General features: G+C 43.8%; 18 protein-coding genes. 13 read left to right on the top strand and 5 right to left on the bottom strand.

Annotation, left to right across the window (positions count from 1 at the left end; translation table 11 throughout):
* Nucleotides 1-36: 36 nt before the first annotated feature.
* Both RCG21_RS01955 and RCG21_RS01950 read left to right on the top strand, forming a co-directional pair.
* Nucleotides 37-357: a YwdI family protein gene (locus RCG21_RS01955; protein ID WP_308912850.1), complete on the top strand. Its 321-nt coding sequence runs from the start codon at nt 37-39 to the stop codon at nt 355-357.
* Nucleotides 358-645: 288 nt separating this feature from the next.
* Nucleotides 646-1,017, top strand: a complete 372-nt coding sequence (locus RCG21_RS01950; RefSeq protein ID WP_133332881.1) for a DUF423 domain-containing protein — start codon at nt 646-648, stop codon at nt 1,015-1,017.
* A 291-nt stretch (nt 1,018-1,308) separates the two neighbouring features.
* Here the strand turns inward: RCG21_RS01950 and gerQ are convergent, their stop codons facing one another.
* Both gerQ and hemQ read right to left on the bottom strand, forming a co-directional pair.
* Nucleotides 1,309-1,773 (bottom strand): spore coat protein GerQ, encoded by a 465-nt coding sequence (gerQ, locus tag RCG21_RS01945; protein WP_133332882.1) that lies wholly within the window; start codon nt 1,771-1,773, stop codon nt 1,309-1,311.
* A 234-nt stretch (nt 1,774-2,007) separates the two neighbouring features.
* Entirely contained in the window at nt 2,008-2,751 is a 744-nt protein-coding gene (gene hemQ / locus RCG21_RS01940; protein WP_133332883.1) for a hydrogen peroxide-dependent heme synthase, read from the bottom strand.
* 244 nt (nt 2,752-2,995) lie between these two features.
* Here hemQ and pta point away from each other — a divergent pair, with 244 nt between their 5' ends.
* Complete coding sequence (gene pta / locus RCG21_RS01935; protein WP_308912849.1) at nt 2,996-3,967, top strand: phosphate acetyltransferase; 972 nt, start codon at nt 2,996-2,998, stop codon at nt 3,965-3,967.
* Nucleotides 3,968-4,133: 166 nt separating this feature from the next.
* A complete protein-coding gene (lipL, locus tag RCG21_RS01930) occupies nt 4,134-4,967 on the top strand; it encodes an octanoyl-[GcvH]:protein N-octanoyltransferase (protein ID WP_308912848.1) in 834 nt (277 codons plus the stop codon).
* A gap of 230 nt (nt 4,968-5,197) precedes the next feature.
* On the opposite strand, the gene RCG21_RS01925 is transcribed toward lipL, so the two are convergent.
* The gene (locus RCG21_RS01925; RefSeq protein ID WP_308912847.1) at nt 5,198-5,941 is read right to left on the bottom strand and encodes an RsfA family transcriptional regulator; all 744 of its coding nucleotides are present in this window, start codon (nt 5,939-5,941) and stop codon (nt 5,198-5,200) included.
* Between the two features lie 289 nt (nt 5,942-6,230).
* Between RCG21_RS01925 and RCG21_RS01920 the strand changes: the two genes are divergently transcribed.
* The 3 genes from RCG21_RS01920 (at nt 6,231) to RCG21_RS01910 (ending at nt 8,436) form a co-directional block, all read left to right on the top strand.
* Complete coding sequence (locus RCG21_RS01920) at nt 6,231-6,452, top strand: YuzB family protein (RefSeq protein ID WP_026572633.1); 222 nt, start codon at nt 6,231-6,233, stop codon at nt 6,450-6,452.
* A gap of 143 nt (nt 6,453-6,595) precedes the next feature.
* Nucleotides 6,596-7,894, top strand: a complete 1,299-nt coding sequence (locus tag RCG21_RS01915; RefSeq protein WP_308912846.1) for an HD domain-containing protein — start codon at nt 6,596-6,598, stop codon at nt 7,892-7,894.
* A gap of 32 nt (nt 7,895-7,926) precedes the next feature.
* Nucleotides 7,927-8,436, top strand: a complete 510-nt coding sequence (locus tag RCG21_RS01910) for a YwgA family protein (RefSeq protein ID WP_133332888.1) — start codon at nt 7,927-7,929, stop codon at nt 8,434-8,436.
* Between the two features lie 25 nt (nt 8,437-8,461).
* Here RCG21_RS01910 and thmT read toward each other — a convergent pair whose 3' ends face one another.
* Nucleotides 8,462-8,653, bottom strand: coding sequence for a 2-hydroxymuconate tautomerase (thmT, locus tag RCG21_RS01905; protein ID WP_133332889.1), 192 nt, complete (start codon nt 8,651-8,653; stop codon nt 8,462-8,464).
* A gap of 372 nt (nt 8,654-9,025) precedes the next feature.
* Here thmT and RCG21_RS01900 point away from each other — a divergent pair, with 372 nt between their 5' ends.
* Together RCG21_RS01900 and RCG21_RS01895 are read left to right on the top strand one after the other, a co-directional pair.
* Nucleotides 9,026-9,619 carry a site-2 protease family protein gene (locus tag RCG21_RS01900; protein ID WP_133333218.1) on the top strand — a complete coding sequence of 198 codons (594 nt, stop codon included), beginning with the start codon at nt 9,026-9,028 and terminating at the stop codon, nt 9,617-9,619.
* Between the two features lie 8 nt (nt 9,620-9,627).
* Nucleotides 9,628-10,143, top strand: a complete 516-nt coding sequence (locus tag RCG21_RS01895) for a YwhD family protein (protein ID WP_308912845.1) — start codon at nt 9,628-9,630, stop codon at nt 10,141-10,143.
* Between the two features lie 150 nt (nt 10,144-10,293).
* Here the strand turns inward: RCG21_RS01895 and RCG21_RS01890 are convergent, their stop codons facing one another.
* Nucleotides 10,294-12,360 carry a transglycosylase domain-containing protein gene (locus tag RCG21_RS01890; protein ID WP_308912844.1) on the bottom strand — a complete coding sequence of 689 codons (2,067 nt, stop codon included), beginning with the start codon at nt 12,358-12,360 and terminating at the stop codon, nt 10,294-10,296.
* Nucleotides 12,361-12,655: 295 nt separating this feature from the next.
* On the opposite strand from RCG21_RS01890, the gene speE reads away from it, so the two are divergent.
* The 4 genes from speE to argS all read left to right on the top strand — a co-directional run bounded on the left by speE (nt 12,656) and on the right by argS (nt 16,658).
* Entirely contained in the window at nt 12,656-13,483 is an 828-nt protein-coding gene (gene speE / locus RCG21_RS01885) for a spermidine synthase (protein ID WP_133332892.1), read from the top strand.
* 76 nt (nt 13,484-13,559) lie between these two features.
* A complete protein-coding gene (gene speB / locus RCG21_RS01880; RefSeq protein WP_133332893.1) occupies nt 13,560-14,432 on the top strand; it encodes an agmatinase in 873 nt (290 codons plus the stop codon).
* Nucleotides 14,433-14,583: 151 nt separating this feature from the next.
* Entirely contained in the window at nt 14,584-15,003 is a 420-nt protein-coding gene (locus tag RCG21_RS01875; protein ID WP_308912843.1) for a YwiB family protein, read from the top strand.
* Nucleotides 15,000-16,658, top strand: coding sequence for an arginine--tRNA ligase (gene argS, locus RCG21_RS01870; RefSeq protein WP_308912842.1), 1,659 nt, complete (start codon nt 15,000-15,002; stop codon nt 16,656-16,658). Before RCG21_RS01875 ends, argS begins: the two co-directional genes overlap by 4 nt.
* Nucleotides 16,659-16,735 lie beyond the last annotated feature (77 nt).

Here is a 16,735-nt window from a genome sequence, read left to right as displayed (position 1 = left end):
TTAAGGATTTTGTCGTAAGATGTTAGGAAATGAGAGGTGTTAGGATTTTTGAATATTTCTGTTCAAAAGCTATTAGAGAAAATGGAAGATGAGTTGCAGTCTGCCAAGCGAAGCGCCAAGGGTGAAAGCTTGCGGGAACGGGTTTACTCTATTAAAATATTATGCGAACTCATCCTCGAAGAAAAAGCGGATATGCCAGTACAGGCAGCTGTATCTAATCCTCCTGTTGTTCAACAGCCGATGGTGGTACAGCCTGCTTTTCAGCAACCTATGTTTCAACAACCGGCCGCGATTAATCAGCCAAAGAAACTGGATATGGGTGATGATGCGAACGGAGATTCACTGTTTGACTTTTAAATGTTTGGCTTTTGCATAAAGAGAAACTGTGTGAATAGTCATTGTTAATGTAACTATATTGATTGGAGCGGAAGGCACGAAGACTCCTCGAAAATGCTAACGCATTTTCTTCGTGCGTGGGCTGATTCAAGGAAGCAATTCAGTGTCCTGCGGAAGGACGGAGCAAGGGAGACCCCGCAGGCGCCAAAGCGCCGAGGAGGCTCCCAGGACCGCCCGCGAACCGCTTGTGCCTGGAGCGCAAATCATTAAGCAAATTTAACACAGAGGAAAGGAAAGAGGGAAAATAAGATGAAGGCTTTCATTATTGTAGGGGCAATTAATGCCTTTTTGGCGGTGGCGCTGGGGGCTTTTGGGGCTCACGGACTGAAGGATAAGCTAGATGCGCATTATTTAGAAATTTGGAAAACGGGCGTTACCTATCAAATGTTTCATGCAATTGGAATTTTGGTTGTCGGTCTTCTGCTTGCAAAGGTGGCGGACAGTTCATTATTTACTTGGTCCGGCTGGCTGATGCTGATTGGGATCATTTTCTTCAGTGGCAGCTTGTATGTGTTAAGTGTAACGAAGATTGGTATTTTAGGGGCGATTACACCGATTGGCGGCGTTTGCTTTTTAGCAGCATGGATTCTAGTAATAGTCGGGGCTGTAAAACATTTATAAGAAACGGACATTGGGGCAAGCTCCAATGTCTTTTTGAAGGCTAATACATAGTACTGTACTAGCAAGAAAAATCTACTGGTAACCTCTTTCAAGGGTTTACTAAGCATATTGATTGGAGCGAAAGGCGCGAGACTCCTGCGGGATTACGGGGCAGATGGGACCCCGCAGTCGCTTAAGCGCCGAGGAGGCTCACCGAACCCGCCCGCGAACCGCTTGTGCCTGGAGCGGAAATCAACCCAAGCCTTCTAAAAAAGAAAACACCAATTGAGGACCAATTGGTGTTGTTTAAGTTTATCTTGGCGGGTAGGTGCCTAGGTTCGGCCCACTTCCGAATGGGTATTCATATTCAATTTCCTCACTGAAGGTAATGTAGTCAACGGCTACCATTGGGATGAGGAAACGGGCGCCTGATTGTGGATCGCTAAGGATAACATGGTCCCGCCCTGCGGCCTCAATGATGCCTTTGAAGGTTTTGGCATTCCACTGGCTGTTGCCTTCGAAGGTGGCATACACGGTGACAAGTTTGCCCTTATTTAACCGTAAAATGTTTTCGATGTAGGATTGCTCAATCGGCAATTGGCCAGGCAAGCTTGTTCCTGGTCCACCAGGTGTGGGTGTTAATCCACCTCCAGTGCCAGCTGGCGGAAATGAGGTTACGCCAGTCTGCGGGAAGAACGCTTGCTGCTGCGGCTGTGCTCCCGGTTGTCCGGCTGCTCCTGTATAGGGCTGAAACCCTTGTGGATAGTATTGACTCATTATTTTCCCCTCCTAAATATGAATAACTCTAGGCTCAACATTCTATTCATACTCCACCCACCCCCATGTGGTACCAGTGGGGCAAGTGCAATTTTTATTGTCACCTCTCTTTACGAGATGGATAGAGTTTTTCTTAGACTCGCTGTTTTATAAGTATGTGGAGAGGAGAAAAAATATGACTTGCTTTGATTGATGAAAAATAAAAAAGTCCCCATGGCTGAGGACCTTTTTTGCTTAGACGTGAAAGAAGCCGGTTACGCGTTCTTCTTCAAGGATATTTCCGACGAAGAAGGTGCCGAATTCGCCATAGCGGGCACTGACTTCATCAAAGCGCATTTCATATATAAGCTTTTTAAATTGCAGGGCATCGTCCGCAAACAGGGTAACACCCCATTCGTAATCATCAAAACCAACGGATCCGGTAATGATTTGCTTCACTTTTCCAGCATATGTACGGCCAATCATTCCATGGCTGCGCATTAAATTTTTGCGCTCCTCCATCGGAAGCATGTACCAGTTATCATTGCCTTCGCGGCGCTTATCCATTGGATAGAAGCAAACATGCTTTGCTTTAGGCAATTTTGGATAAAGGCGAGCTACCATTTGCGGGTTCTGGTATGGATCTTCGCCCTGTGGCAAATAGTTGCTAAGCTCAACAACGGATACATAAGAATGTGCTGGAATCGTGAATTCAGCTAATTTTGTTTTGTTGAATTCGTTTTCAATTTCGTTCAACTCTTCCATACTTGGGCGCAGGATCATCATCATAAAATCAGCCTTTTGACCAACGATTGTATATAAGGCATGGCTGCCTTCATTGCGTTCTTGGGTGGTGTTCCACTTTTCAACTAGACTTAAAAACTCGTGGATGGCTGCTTGGCGTTCGTCGCTGGAGAGCATTTTCCAGGTTGTCCAATCAAATGTACGGAAATCATGAAGGCAATACCAGCCCTCAAGTGTTTGTGCTGCTTCACTCATTCATATCACTCCTTAATCAATTTTAACAATTTATACTATATCATAGTTTCACCAAGGGGCTTGGATAAAACACTTCATTTATAATAAAAGTGGTTAAATTTATAAAAAAGTGCAAATGCTAAAAATTAGATTGTTTTGAAAACAAAAACATTTATTTTGAAAACGTTCTCTATAAGGCTGGTCCTTGAATTTTCATTTTGGTTTTGTATGCTAAAAGAAGTAGGAGATAAAGGGAGGATTTATCGTGAGTGATTTATTTGATGGTTTAAAGCAAAAGGTTGCTGGCCGTGATTTGAAAATTGTGTTCCCAGAAGGACTGGATGAGCGGATTATCCGGGCTTGCGGCCGCCTTGCAGCGGAAAAATTAATGACACCGATTTTGGTGGGCAATATTGAACAAGTTCAAGCGAAGGCGAAAGAGCTTGGGGTTTCATTGGATGCGGCGGAAATCTATGATCCTGCGACATATGCCGGAATGGATGAGCTTGTATCGGCGTTTGTGGACCGCCGTAAGGGTAAAGCTACTGAAGAAGATGCACGCAAGATCTTATTGGATGAAAACTACTTTGGCACGATGCTTGTGTATTTAAACAAGGCGAACGGACTTGTCAGCGGTGCGGCCCACTCTACGGCCGATACGGTGCGCCCTGCGCTGCAAATTATTAAAACAAAGGAAGGCGTTCAAAAGACGTCCGGTGTGTTCATCATGGTTCGCGGTGATGAGAAATATGTGTTTGCGGATTGCGCAATCAATATTGCCCCAGATAGCCAGGATTTGGCTGAGATTGCGATTGAAAGTGCGAAAACAGCGGCAATGTTTGATATCGATCCCCGCGTCGCGATGTTGAGTTTTTCAACAAAGGGTTCGGCGAAGTCTGAAGAGACTGAACGGGTGGTTGCTGCGGTCGAGGAAGCAAAGCGCCGCGAGCCATCGCTTGTTTTGGATGGTGAGTTCCAGTTTGATGCAGCTTTTGTACCGTCTGTGGCAAAAAGTAAGGCTCCGGGTTCTGTGTTGCAAGGGGATGCGAATGTATTTATTTTCCCAAGTCTTGAAGCAGGAAATATCGGTTATAAAATTGCGCAGCGCTTAGGCGGCTTTGAGGCAGTTGGGCCGATTTTACAAGGCTTGAATCAGCCGGTAAATGATTTGTCCCGCGGCTGTAATGAAGAAGATGTCTATAAGCTTGCGCTGATTACAGCGGGGCAAGGATTATAATAGATTGTGTGCGCTGGTCTCCATTAGGGGGGCCGGCTTTTTTACGGCTTAAATGGGGAATTGTTGGAATAGATCTTATAAGTGTCGATATCGTTCCTGGATGGCTAATCCACCGCATCATTTGATATACTAAATAAAGATTTTTGATTAAAAAGGAGTGACGTTGATGGAAAATACACTCCATTTACTGCACCAGCCGCAGTGGCGGGTCATCGATCAGTCAGCTGCAGGTGTTCATTTCAATGCTTTGCAGTCATTTGGCACAGATGACACCCTTTGTGCCTCAGTTGGAACCGGTAATGCACCGGCAACCGCCCGAACATGGGTCCATCATAATACTGTTGTCCTCGGAATCCAGGATACAAGGCTGCCTTTTTTGGAACAAGGCAGACAATATCTCGAGCAGGAGGGCTTCAAATCCATTGTCCGAAACTCCGGCGGCCTGGCAGTCGTTCTTGATGAAGGAGTTCTGAATATTTCTCTCATTCTTCCAGAAACAGAAAAAGGGATTGATATTAACCGCGGTTATGATACGATGTGGCATCTGATTCAGCAGATGTTTGCGGATTTCCCCGATCGTCATATTGATGCGAGGGAAATCGTTGGTTCCTATTGCCCCGGAAGCTATGACCTTAGCATCGGCGGAAAGAAGTTTGCCGGCATTTCCCAGCGCAGATTAAAAAAAGGTGTTGCAGTGCAAATCTACCTATGTGTTAACGGAAGCGGCAGTAAACGGGCCCGGCTGATTAAACAATTTTACGAGATTGCCCTGGGGAGTGAGGAGACGAAATTTGCTTATCCAAAAATTGTCCCGGAAGTCATGGCCTCTCTATCAGAACTGCTAGATCAAAATTTTACGATTTCTGATGTGATGCTGCGGCTGTTAAACGAGTTAAAGCGGAACAGTGACTTTTTGTATGCCGGTCAGTTAAATGACTATGAGCTTGAGCTCTTCCCCGGTTACTATCAACGGGTCATCGATCGAAATGAAAAAATGTAAAAAGCCGTAAACCATGAGTTGGATTTACGGCTTCTTTTATAACGAGAATGTTGCACTTTTCTCCCTTTGCTTTTCTAATGTCTAGCTCAAGCGTCCTGCCCCTCGAGGGAAAAAATGAACTGCTTTTTTCCTAGGTCGCTTCGGCCCAGCTGATGAAGTCAAAGAACGACTTCACCTTCTGGTCCTCCATGGCTTGCCTTAGGCTGACCAAGGCGCTTCCGCTTTTCGTTCTACTCAGCTACCTTTTCTAGGTTGCCATTACGGTCCATTTTGAATTTTGTAGCTGGGCGTTCTTCTTCTTCAAAAAGAACGAGCTTTCTGGCGCGGTTCATAATTTTCATTAAGGTTTCATAATCTTCTTGAATGGTTTCGGTATTTTGCTCTAAACCTTCAATTTTCTTTGACATTTCATCGTTTTGGCGCTTCAATTCAGCGATTTCACGCTTTAATCTTTCATTCTCACTTTTTAGTGCTTCATTTTGAAGATTGGAATGATTAAAGTTTTGCAAGAAATCAATGACATGATCAATGGAAATTCCTGACGCTGATACTGGTGCGCTGCGGTAGGTTGTTTGTACCGTCGGCAAGGCAAACGTCTCTTCCGCCATTTCCATGGTTAATTCCGGTAATTCCGGAAGTTCATATGACTCTGCTTCCTCAACTGGAACCTCCATGGTCACGAGCTCCTCTACTACCGGTGGATTGTAGAGCAGTTTTTTCTTGCCGCCCTGGTCTTTACCTAAAATCCGCTGGCGCTGTTTGCGTTGTTTTTTCGATAATTGCAGGGCCTTTTCATAACGGTGGCGTACAACGGCATTCCATCTGAAACCACAGGCCGCAGAAGTCCGATTTAGTTTATCGCCAACCTCTTCGAATGCGTTCAGCTGGGTACTGCCTTCCCTTACATGACGAAGGACCGTTTCGGCCAAAAGTAGATCATTTTCATCTGTCCATGCATCTTGACGAACTTTCATTTTTTCAACTCCCTTAAATATTTAGTACGATTAACTCGCTTGTGACGAGTTTTTAAAAGTTCTAGTCTTAGGATGGACAAGTTTCCCATGCTTTATACCAAATTGTTGCAAGGATAGTAGATTTTTTTAGAGTTTACTAAGGAGATGCACCTTGCATTCAAAAACAAGAAACTGTAAAATACCAATGGAGTTACATGTCGATTTTTTTAATAAAAGTCTGATTTTCACTGCTAATAGTTGGTTAAAATAATATAAAGCTTTTGTTTAAAATGGAAAGAGGTTGTAAAAAATGTCCAATGAATTTCGTGTTTGCGATGATTGCCAGGCCGTAAATTTAAAGACATTAATCCCTCGTTTGAAAGAGATTGACCCGGATGCCGAGGTTAAGATTGGCTGCCAATCTTATTGCGGACCAGGCCGGAAAAAGACCTTTGCGTTCGTGAACAACCGCCCGCTTGCGGCCTTATCGGAAGAGGAATTAATGGAAAAGATAAATAAAAAACTAAAATAAAATCACCTTTGACAACGTACCTGGGTGATTTTTCTTTTTGGTTGAGATTGTCGAAAAATACTGGGGGATCTTGCTGAAATTTGGGTGATTATCCCATAAATTGGAGATATAATAGAAAGAAGAAAAGAGGAAGAGGGAATCAAATGGCTTATTCGACGGAAAAACTGAGTGAAGAAAAAGTGTTTAAAGACCCGGTTCATCGCTACATCCATGTCCGTGACCGTGTGATATGGGATTTAGTCGGAACAAAGGAATTTCAGCGCCTGCGTCGAATTAAACAGCTAGGAACGACCTTTTTAACCTTTCACGGTGCAGAGCACAGCCGTTTCAATCATTCTCTCGGAGTTTATGAGATTGTCCGCCGCATCATTGATGATGTGTTTGCCGGACGTCCGGAATGGAACGACGAGGACCGCTTGCTCACGCTTTGTGCCGCACTCCTCCATGACTTAGGGCATGGCCCTTTTTCCCATTCCTTTGAAAAAGTGTTCGACTTCGACCATGAAGATTTTACCCGAGCGATTATTTTAGGAGATACAGAGGTAAATAAAGTGCTATCAAAGGCAGGAAAAGATTTTCCTGAAAAAGTAGCCGAAGTAATTGCGAAGACCTCTGAAAAAAAGCTGGTTGTTAGTTTAATATCCAGCCAGATTGATGCCGACCGGATGGATTACCTGCAAAGGGATGCCTATTTTACCGGGGTGAGCTACGGTCAATTTGATATGGAACGGATTTTACGCGTGATGCGGCCAAGGGAAGACCAGGTCGTAATTAAAAAGAGCGGGATGCATGCGGTAGAGGATTATATTATGAGCCGCTATCAAATGTATTGGCAGGTCTACTTTCATCCTGTTTCCCGGAGCGCCGAGGTTCTTTTATCAAAAATCCTCCACCGCGCAAAGGATTTATTTGAGAGAAACTATACCTTTAAAAATAAGCCTGTTCATTTTTATTCGTTTTTTAATAATCAAGCCAAATTAGAAGACTATTTAAAATTGGATGAGGCTGTGATTTTATATTATTTTCAGATCTGGCAGGAGGAAGAGGATGCGATTCTAAGCGACCTTTGCCGCCGCTTTGTTAACCGAAATCTGTTTAAATATGCCGAATTTGATCCGGCGAAGGAATACAAAAAGCTGGCGCAGCTGACGAAGCTATTTATCCAGGCCGATTTGGATCCGGAGTACTATTTGGTGGTCGACTCGTCGTCTGATTTGCCTTATGACTTTTATCGCCCAGGCGAAGAAGGGGAGCGCCTTCCCATCCATCTATTGATGAAAAACGGGGAACTGCGCGAGCTTTCTAGAGAGTCGGAGATTGTTGATGCCATCTCTGGAAAAAGAAGAACAGACCACAAGCTCTATTATCCTGCTGATTTTCTTTTTGATGACACTGAAAATAAAGAGATAAAACAACAAATACGTGCCCTTTTAGAAATATAGAACGATTGAGATTCGGAGTAGGAGATGTGAAGATGTTAAAAGATCACGCCAAGCTGATGCAGGCCGTTCTGGTATCCGGTGAAATTATCGGAAGAAAAAAGCTGCAAAAGATGATTTATATTGCAAAAAAAGTGTCTTTCCCATTCCATGAAAAGTTTCAATTTCATTTTTACGGCCCTTATTCGGAGGAACTGACTTTACGAGTAGAAGAATTGTGTAATATGGGATTTTTGAACGAGGTAAAGGAGAAAAAGGGAGGGTACTTCCAGTATCGCTATACGTTAACGGAAAACGGCCGCGAGTTCCTCAGCTTAAATGAAGTAGAGATGCCTTATTTGCAAGATTGCCTCGAGGATATGAACGATCAAAATGCTAGATTTTTGGAGCTTGTCTCAACGGTTTTATATTTTGATAATCTTCCAAAGGAAGAGGTTGCGAATAAAGTTTTTACGTTAAAAAGCAAGCAGCGCTATACGGAAGCGGAAATTGATGAGGCATATCAATATATTGAAACATTAAAAGAAAAAGCTAAGACCCATTGATGATGGTCTTAGCTTTTTTCATGGTTTATTTATCAATTGCGCGGACGCCGGCGACTGCGTAATGATTTTTGGACATTTCCTCGATAATAATGGAAATATTCTCCTTTGGCGCACCCGCTGTTTCACTTACTGCTTCGGTAACTTTTTCTACTAGCGCACGTTTCTGTTCATCGGAACGGCCTTCAAGCATTTTTACTGTAATGATTGGCATATGTATATTCCTCCTTTCTCTAATATTAAATCTTAAAAAGTGCTTTGAGAATTGTCCAGCTCCAGCGCCTAGCCCCTCGAGGTTGCTTCGACCCTGTCGATGAAGTCAAAGAACGACTTCACCGTCAGTGCCTCCAGCACTTGCCTTAGGCTAAGCAAGGCGCTTCCGCTTTTCTTATGTAGTTTTTCATAAAAAATCAAAAAATTCAAGTTGGGTTGTTTTTTTCATTTTTCCAGCGGTTTCATGTATACTAAAAGGAAAATGAATACAGTGAATGGAACTATATAGACAGAGAATCGAAAACGTAAAAGGAGAGGAGAACCCAATTTGAGTTTAGCTTACTCACTTAAGGAAATTCCGTATGTGGCAATTACGCTGATGATTGCCTTTACGTTCCATGAGTTTGCCCATGCCTATGTGGCTTATAAGTTCGGGGATATGACGGCAAAAAATCAGGGGAGGCTGACGTTAAACCCGCTCCAGCATCTTGACCCAATTGGAACCATCCTGATTTTTATTGCGGGGTTTGGCTGGGCTCGCCCTGTGCCGGTTAACCGCTTTTTCTTTAAGAACCCAAGGCTTGCAGGAATTCTTGTTTCGGTGGCCGGGCCGCTGAGCAATTTTATTTTGGCATCGGTTGGTTTTATCGTTTGGTATGCGTTGTTACGCAGCGGGATGAATTTCCCGGATCAACTTTATGGGTTTTTTGACTTATTTGTCAGGCTTAATGTAGTCTTGTTTGTTTTTAATCTTTTACCGTTTCCACCACTGGATGGTTACCGCATTATAGAGGATTTGGCTCCAAATGGAGTACGAGCAAAAATGACGCAATATGAATCGTATGGTTCATTTATTTTTTTAATTTTAGTCATTACCCCGCTTGATCGTTATACGATTCAGCCGCTCATGTATGGGGTGATTCCATCCGTGTTGAAGGGGTTAAATGACTTTTATTATGGACTATTTTTCTAGGAGGACGTTTGAAAAATGGAAGAAAAAAGAAAAAAGTTGGTTTTAATATTATTAAAAGCGACCCAACAGACGGGCACCGCGGATATGGCAAGGGAGCGCTGAGCCTTGATAATGTTTCCCCGGTAATGATTGATGTGGATGCCGGTGAGGCGGAAATTGATGTCGGTGCCATGCATGCCCGCAGCGCAGTTGAAAAGGGAATCAAGTTTTTGCCAAATAAGGATGAGGTGCCAAACGGAAAGCCCTACTGGCTTGTCTGGGTAACGATCGACCGAAACGAAGAAGGACCATATTATGCCGGTGTGACGGCTTGTGAAATGACAGTGGACCGCGAAATCCGCCGCGGCTACAAATTGCTTCCTCTTCATGTAAACTACATGGATAAGTCGCTCAAACGCCATATTATTGTTGACCAAATGGATGAAAAATCAAAAAAAGTGCTGGCTGAATTTTTGCGTAATCACAATGCGAATCTGTGGAAAAATTCATCAGAAGAACTAAAAAAAGGTTTAATGGATGAGTAAATTTTGGTAAATCACTTGTAGTTTTACTGGAAAAAAAGTAAACTAATAGACAGCGTGAATACACGTAAAACTAGGACACGAAAAGCTCCGGAGGCATCCGGAGCTTTTCACATTGGTGCTGATTTAGTGGCTTTAAGTGCCGTAAAAATACTAATTCGCCCATTTAAAAATTCGTTTGTACCACGGGTCCTTGTGCTCGGTGTTCTTTTTCAAAGGATTTGATTCGGAACGATCCATATGTTCGGTACAATATTCCGTCGGCTCGGTGCCTTTCACAAAGTAAGTGAACCTCCGCACTGGGCAGTCCTTAGTCGCGAGCTTGCCGTTTTCCGGATTGACATAGACGCCAATGACACCTTCCTTCGGCGGTTTAAAGGCCTTAACCGTCTTATCCTTCAATGCTTCCTCCATAAACTGCGCCCAAATATTTTTTGAATAGGATTTTTCCGCTACATAATCAATCGGTTTACTGTCATCATAGCCTGACCAGACGGCAGTCACGAGCTGGGGTGAAAATCCAATCATCCAGCTGTCCGTTTCCGTCGAGCCGGATTTACCGGCATAAGGCCGGGTCAATTCCTTGATGACCGTGCTGCCGGTCACTCTTGAATAGCCGTCAAGCTTCGGATCAAAAATTCCCGTCAGCATTTGCGTCATAACATAAGCTTTAGCAGGATCTAATACCTGTTTGTTGTCCAGCTCTTTTTCATAAAGGATCTTTCCATTATAATCTTCAACGCGCGTAATCAAGGTTGGTTCCACCTTTTTTCCGCCATTGGCGAAAAGGCTGTAGGCACCTGCCATGTCAATCACGCGAACCCCGGATGTTCCAAGGGCAAGGGACGGCACCTTCGCCATTTTCGTCGAAATCCCAAACTTTTTTGCCGTTTTGATTAACGTGTCTTCTCCTAAAAATAAATGCGTTTTGACTGCATAAATATTATCAGATAACGCCAGTGCCTGGGCAAGAGTGATTTCCCCACCCGCATACTTATTATTAAAATTATGCGGTGTATATTGGGAACCATCATCAAAATGAAAGGTCGTAGACTCGCTTCGCATTGTCGACGATGGTGTAAATCCATGGCTCAGCGCTGCGTAATAAAGAATCGGCTTAATGGTTGAACCAGGCTGCCTTTTCGCTTGAATTGCACGGTTATACTGGCTCTTTTCATAATCACGGCCGCCAATCATCGCTTTGACACCGCCGGTTTTTGGATCCATCGCGACGAGGGCCGTTTGGATTTCTGAGCCGCTGGCGATGACGCTTTGTACCTGCTTTTCAGCTGCCTCCTGCTGCTTCAAATCGAGTGTCGTATAGACCTTTAAACCGCCAAGCGCAATTGTGCGGTCATCTAAATGTAATTGACTTTTTAACGCATTTTTGACTGCATCCTGAAAGTAGGGAGCAACCTTAACTTGCTGGTGCGGGTGTGCGGCCACAAAGCTCAGCGACTTCCCGGCAGCTGCTTTTGCCTGACTTTCCTTGATATAGCCGTTTTTCACCATAGTCCTAAGGATGATTGTCTGGCGGTGCTTTGCATTTTTTATCGAAACGAGTGGGGAGTAATACCCTGGACCCTTTGGAACTCCTGCCAGCATCGAGGCTTCAGCAAGTGTTAAATCGGCTGCCTTTTTTCCAAAATAAAATTGACTGGCTGCCTCAACACCATAGGCCCCATTGCCGTAATAAATCGTGTTTAGGTAGCCTTCAAGTATTTGCTTTTTCGAATAATTCATTTCCAGGCGGATTGTGTAAAAAGCCTCCTGCAGTTTCCGAGACCAGGTTTTATCGTGCTCGAGAAATAGATTTCGGGCGTATTGCTGGGTGATGGTGCTGGCTCCTTGGACCTTTCCAAATGCCTGGATATCGGCCACAACTGCCCCAGCAATCCGCTTCATATCAAAGCCATGATGGTGGTAAAAATTTTTATCTTCAATTGATACGGTCGCATCCACTAAATCCGGAGAAATATCCTTTAAGGATACCCAGTAGCGCTTCTGGCCGCTGTTGCTTTCTCCAATTAATGTCCCGTCATCGGAAAAAAACAAGGTCGATTGCGGCACGGCAAGCGGCGGCGCTCCTAAAATTTTTGCATAGCCAAGAATGCCGAGAAAGAGAATGAGCATACAAACCATGCCGATCAAACTGATGATAATAATCGCACGCAAATACTTAATTGTTTTCCGAAACCCGTGATTCGTCATGATTTCCATAATATTCACCCCTTGTGCATTCAACGTTAGTCCCTGGAATTCATTCCGAGACCTTTTATCTAAAAATATTTATAGTAACAGTATGAAAAAAATGGATGCATTTTAAACATTTCCCAGAGAGAAATGAAAATTTTTCTTGAAATTTTGCTAGATTCCTCTATACTTTTTCTTGTTTGTAATTTAAGTGTTTGGGTAGGATAAAATGGAGTGGTACCTTCGTGATCAGATAAGTGAATAAATATTAGCTTTAGTGATTACTTAGTTAAAATTGAAAATAGATGAGAGGAAGATGAACATGACAATTTGGTTTACAGAAAAGCAAACCGAAAATTTTGGCATCACGATGAAAGTAAATAAGACTTTACATACAGAGCAAACAGAATTTCAAAAGCTGGATATGATCGAAACAGAGGAATGGGGTAACATGCTTCTTTTAGATGACATGGTGATGACTTCTGTTCGTGACGAATTTGTTTATCATGAAATGGTGGCGCATGTACCTTTATTCACTCACCCAAATCCTGAAAATATTTTGGTTGTCGGCGGCGGAGATGGCGGCGTTATTCGTGAAGTATTGAAGCACCCAAGCGTGAAAAAAGCAACGCTTGTTGATATTGATGGCAAGGTAATTGAGTATTCAAAGAAATTCCTTCCGGAAATTGCCGGCAAGTTAGATGATCCTCGTGTGGATGTTCGTGTTGACGACGGCTTTATGCATATTGCAAAAAGTGAAAATGAATATGATGTCATCATGGTGGACTCAACAGAGCCAGTTGGACCTGCTGTAAACCTGTTCACAAAGGGCTTCTACGCTGGAATTTCAAAGGCGCTAAAAGAAGACGGTATTTTCGTGGCGCAGTCTGATAATCCATGGTTTAAGGCGGATTTAATTCGCAATGTTCAACGCGATGTACGTGAAATCTTCCCAATCACCCGCTTATATGTAGCGAATATTCCTACCTACCCAAGCGGCTTATGGGCATTCACAATCGGCTCAAAAAAATACGACCCACTAGAAGTAAGCGAGGACCGCTTTCACGAGATCGAAACAAAATACTATACTAAAGAACTTCACAAAGCAGCATTCGTACTGCCTAAATTTGTGGGCGATTTAGTTAAATAATAAGTGGGGGCCTGACCCCCGCTTGATTAACCGTTAAAGTGATGGGGTGCTGACCCCATAAAAGAGGAGTGTTAAGATGCGTTTCGATGAAGCCTATTCTGGAAATGTCTTTATTAAGAGTCATCCGAATTTTGAGGAGAGTAAGGCGGTTCTTTACGGGATGCCAATGGATTGGACAGTGAGTTACCGACCTGGTTCTCGGTTTGGTCCGACTCGTATTCGTGAGGTTTCGATTGGTTTGGAAGAGTATAGTCCATACCTTGATCGGGAGCTTGAGGATGTTAAATATTTTGATGCCGGGGATATTCCACTGCCGTTCGGGAATCCGCAGAAGAGTTTAGATATAATTGAGGAGTATATCGACTCCTTGCTGGATGCCGGAAAATTCCCGCTTGGAATGGGTGGCGAACATCTAGTTTCATGGCCGGTGATGAAAGCTGTCTTTAAAAAATATCCGGATTTGGCGATCATTCATTTTGATGCTCACACGGATTTACGTGAGAATTATGAAGGCGAGCCGTTATCGCATTCGACACCAATTCGCAAAATTGCGGAATTAATCGGGCCGAAAAATGTCTATTCCTTCGGGATTCGTTCTGGTATGAAGGAAGAGTTTGAATGGGCAAAGCAGGTTGGCATGCATATTTCGAAATTTGAGGTGCTTGAGCCGCTTAAGGAAATCCTTCCAACGCTTGCAGGCCGTCCTGTTTATGTGACGATTGATATTGACGTACTGGATCCTGCCCATGCACCGGGAACAGGTACCGTTGATTGCGGCGGAATTACCTCGAAAGAGCTGTTGGCATCCATCCATGCAATTGCTCGTTCCGAAGTTAACGTCGTCGGCGGCGACCTCGTAGAAGTAGCACCAATCTACGACAACTCCGAACAAACCGCCAACACAGCCAGCAAACTCATCCGCGAAATGATCCTTGGCTGGGTTAAATAAGAAAAGCGTGCCTGTCCTTTTGAAGGGGCAGGCTTTTTGTTTCGACAAAATTCGGGTGGTGACAGGCACCACCCGAATTTTGTCGTTTTAAATTGCAACTTAATATGGGTATAATAGAAAAAGTGAATTTGATTAGAGGAGTGCGGTTGGTTTGTTAACGCCTGAGATACCGGTAAGGATTAATGTGAGAACGACGATTGATCAGCAGGAAAGTTTTGAGCTGCGGTTGTTTGGTCAATATTTTGAAAAGGGGAATGCCTCTTATCTGAAGTATGAGGAAGCGATGGAGGAGGGGAGTGTTCGGACGATTGTAAAGATGACTGCTGGGGAAGGTTTGATTTTACGTGGCGGTTCCGTCAAGATGCGCCTTCCATTCGAATTGAATCGGAAGCTTAACGGTAGCTATGAAATGCCGTTTGGTCAATTTGAAACAACAACTCTAACGAAAGTCCTTGAACATTCCTTTGAAAATGGCAAAGGCCTTATTGACATACTTTACGATTTTACCATGCAGGGCTCGCCCGCAGGTACATACCATTTACAGATTACCTTCCAGGAGGATAAAAAATGAATATAGTGGAGCAGGTTCAAAATAAAATTAAAGAAGAAATTAGAGCGGCCGTTTTGAAGGCAGGCCTTGCCACAGAAGAGCAAATTCCCGATGTCATTCTGGAGACCCCAAAGGAAAAAGCGCACGGCGATTATTCTACTAATATGGCGATGCAGTTGGCACGCGTCGCAAAAAAGGCGCCGCGAATGATTGCAGAAGCACTGATTGAAAACCTCGACCGTTCGAAGGCATCGATTGAAAAAATTGAATTAGCTGGGCCGGGCTTTATTAACTTTTATATGAACAATAGCTATTTAACCAATCTAATCCCAACGGTTCTAAAAGCGGGGGAAAAGTACGGAGAAACAACGGTAGGTAATAACCAAAAAATCCAGGTCGAGTTTGTTTCCGCAAACCCAACTGGTGACCTGCACCTCGGACATGCCCGCGGTGCCGCTGTCGGTGATTCACTCTCCAATATTTTGGCGAAGGCCGGTTATGATGTGTCCCGTGAATACTATATCAATGATGCCGGCAACCAGATTAATAATCTTGCTAAGTCGGTGGAAGCACGTTACTTCCAGGCATTAGGTTTAGAAAAAGAGATGCCTGAAGACGGTTATCATGGTGAAGATATTATCAATATTGGAAAAACACTCGCCGAAGAATATGGCAATAAATATGTCGAAGTGGATGAGGCTGAACGTTTTGATTTTTTCCGAGAATACGGTTTGACATATGAAATGGAAAAATTAAAGCGCGACCTCGAGGATTTCCGTGTCCGTTTTGATGTTTGGTTCTCGGAAACCTCTCTTTATAAAAATGGGAAAATTGACGAGGCGCTCGCCGCACTGCGTAAAACCGGCTATATTTACGACGAAGAGGGTGCAACCTGGCTCCGTTCAACCGATTTTGGCGATGATAAAGACCGCGTACTCATTAAACAGGACGGATCTTACACCTACTTAACACCAGATATCGCCTATCATAAAGACAAACTGGACCGCGGCTTTGAAAAACTAATCAATATTTGGGGCGCAGACCATCACGGCTATATTCCGCGGATGAAGGCGGCCATTCAGGCTTTGGGCTATGCCCGTGATGCCCTCGAGGTCGAAATTATCCAGCTTGTTCACCTCTATAAAAATGGTGAAAAGATGAAGATGTCTAAGCGTACCGGAAAAGCGGTCACGATGCGTGATTTAGTCGATGAGGTCGGCCTCGATGCCACCCGTTACTTCTTTGCGATGCGCTCATCCGATACGCATATGGATTTTGATCTGGATTTAGCGGTTTCTGAGTCGAATGAGAACCCAGTGTATTATGCGCAATATGCCCACGCAAGGATTTCGAGCATTTTACGTCAGGGCGGAGAGGTAGACATGGAAGCGAATTTCTCTTTAATTGATTCCGAAAAGGAAATTGATTTATTGAAGAAGCTTGGCGAGTTTCCACTGGCGGTAGGGGAAGCGGCTGTGAAACGTGTTCCGCACCGCGTCACAAACTATATCTTTGAACTGGCATCAACATTCCATAGTTTTTATAATGCGGAAAAGGTTCTTGATCCGGAATATCCAGAGCGTTCCGCCGCTCGTTTGGGACTGGTAAAAGCCGTAAAGATTGCCTTACGCAATGCGCTCGCATTAATCGGAGTATCCGCTCCAGAAAAAATGTAAGTGTTGCATCCCCCTTTCAGTTGAAAGGGGGATTTTTGAATTGATATAGGGAGTGACCAGTAAAGCGAGGAAATCAG

The organism is Bacillus salipaludis (assembly GCF_030938565.1).
Taxonomy (GTDB): Bacteria; Bacillota; Bacilli; order Bacillales; family Cytobacillaceae; genus Neobacillus; species Neobacillus salipaludis_A.
The sequence above is the reverse complement of the archived record's forward strand: the minus strand, read 5'-3'. Positions and strand labels throughout refer to the sequence as shown.

Coding starts and splice junctions, on each gene's coding strand:
- RCG21_RS01950 (WP_133332881.1), top strand. CDS start 646: ATGAAGGCTTTCATTATTGTAGGGGCAATTAATGCCTTTTTGGCGGTG.
- lipL (WP_308912848.1), top strand. CDS start 4,134: ATGGAAAATACACTCCATTTACTGCACCAGCCGCAGTGGCGGGTCATC.
- RCG21_RS01910 (WP_133332888.1), top strand. CDS start 7,927: ATGTTAAAAGATCACGCCAAGCTGATGCAGGCCGTTCTGGTATCCGGT.
- gerQ (WP_133332882.1), bottom strand. CDS start 1,773: ATGAGTCAATACTATCCACAAGGGTTTCAGCCCTATACAGGAGCAGCC.
- RCG21_RS01915 (WP_308912846.1), top strand. CDS start 6,596: ATGGCTTATTCGACGGAAAAACTGAGTGAAGAAAAAGTGTTTAAAGAC.
- RCG21_RS01890 (WP_308912844.1), bottom strand. CDS start 12,360: ATGGAAATCATGACGAATCACGGGTTTCGGAAAACAATTAAGTATTTG.
- RCG21_RS01920 (WP_026572633.1), top strand. CDS start 6,231: ATGTCCAATGAATTTCGTGTTTGCGATGATTGCCAGGCCGTAAATTTA.
- RCG21_RS01900 (WP_133333218.1), top strand. CDS start 9,026: ATGATTGCCTTTACGTTCCATGAGTTTGCCCATGCCTATGTGGCTTAT.
- speB (WP_133332893.1), top strand. CDS start 13,560: ATGCGTTTCGATGAAGCCTATTCTGGAAATGTCTTTATTAAGAGTCAT.
- RCG21_RS01925 (WP_308912847.1), bottom strand. CDS start 5,941: ATGAAAGTTCGTCAAGATGCATGGACAGATGAAAATGATCTACTTTTG.
- hemQ (WP_133332883.1), bottom strand. CDS start 2,751: ATGAGTGAAGCAGCACAAACACTTGAGGGCTGGTATTGCCTTCATGAT.
- argS (WP_308912842.1), top strand. CDS start 15,000: ATGAATATAGTGGAGCAGGTTCAAAATAAAATTAAAGAAGAAATTAGA.
- speE (WP_133332892.1), top strand. CDS start 12,656: ATGACAATTTGGTTTACAGAAAAGCAAACCGAAAATTTTGGCATCACG.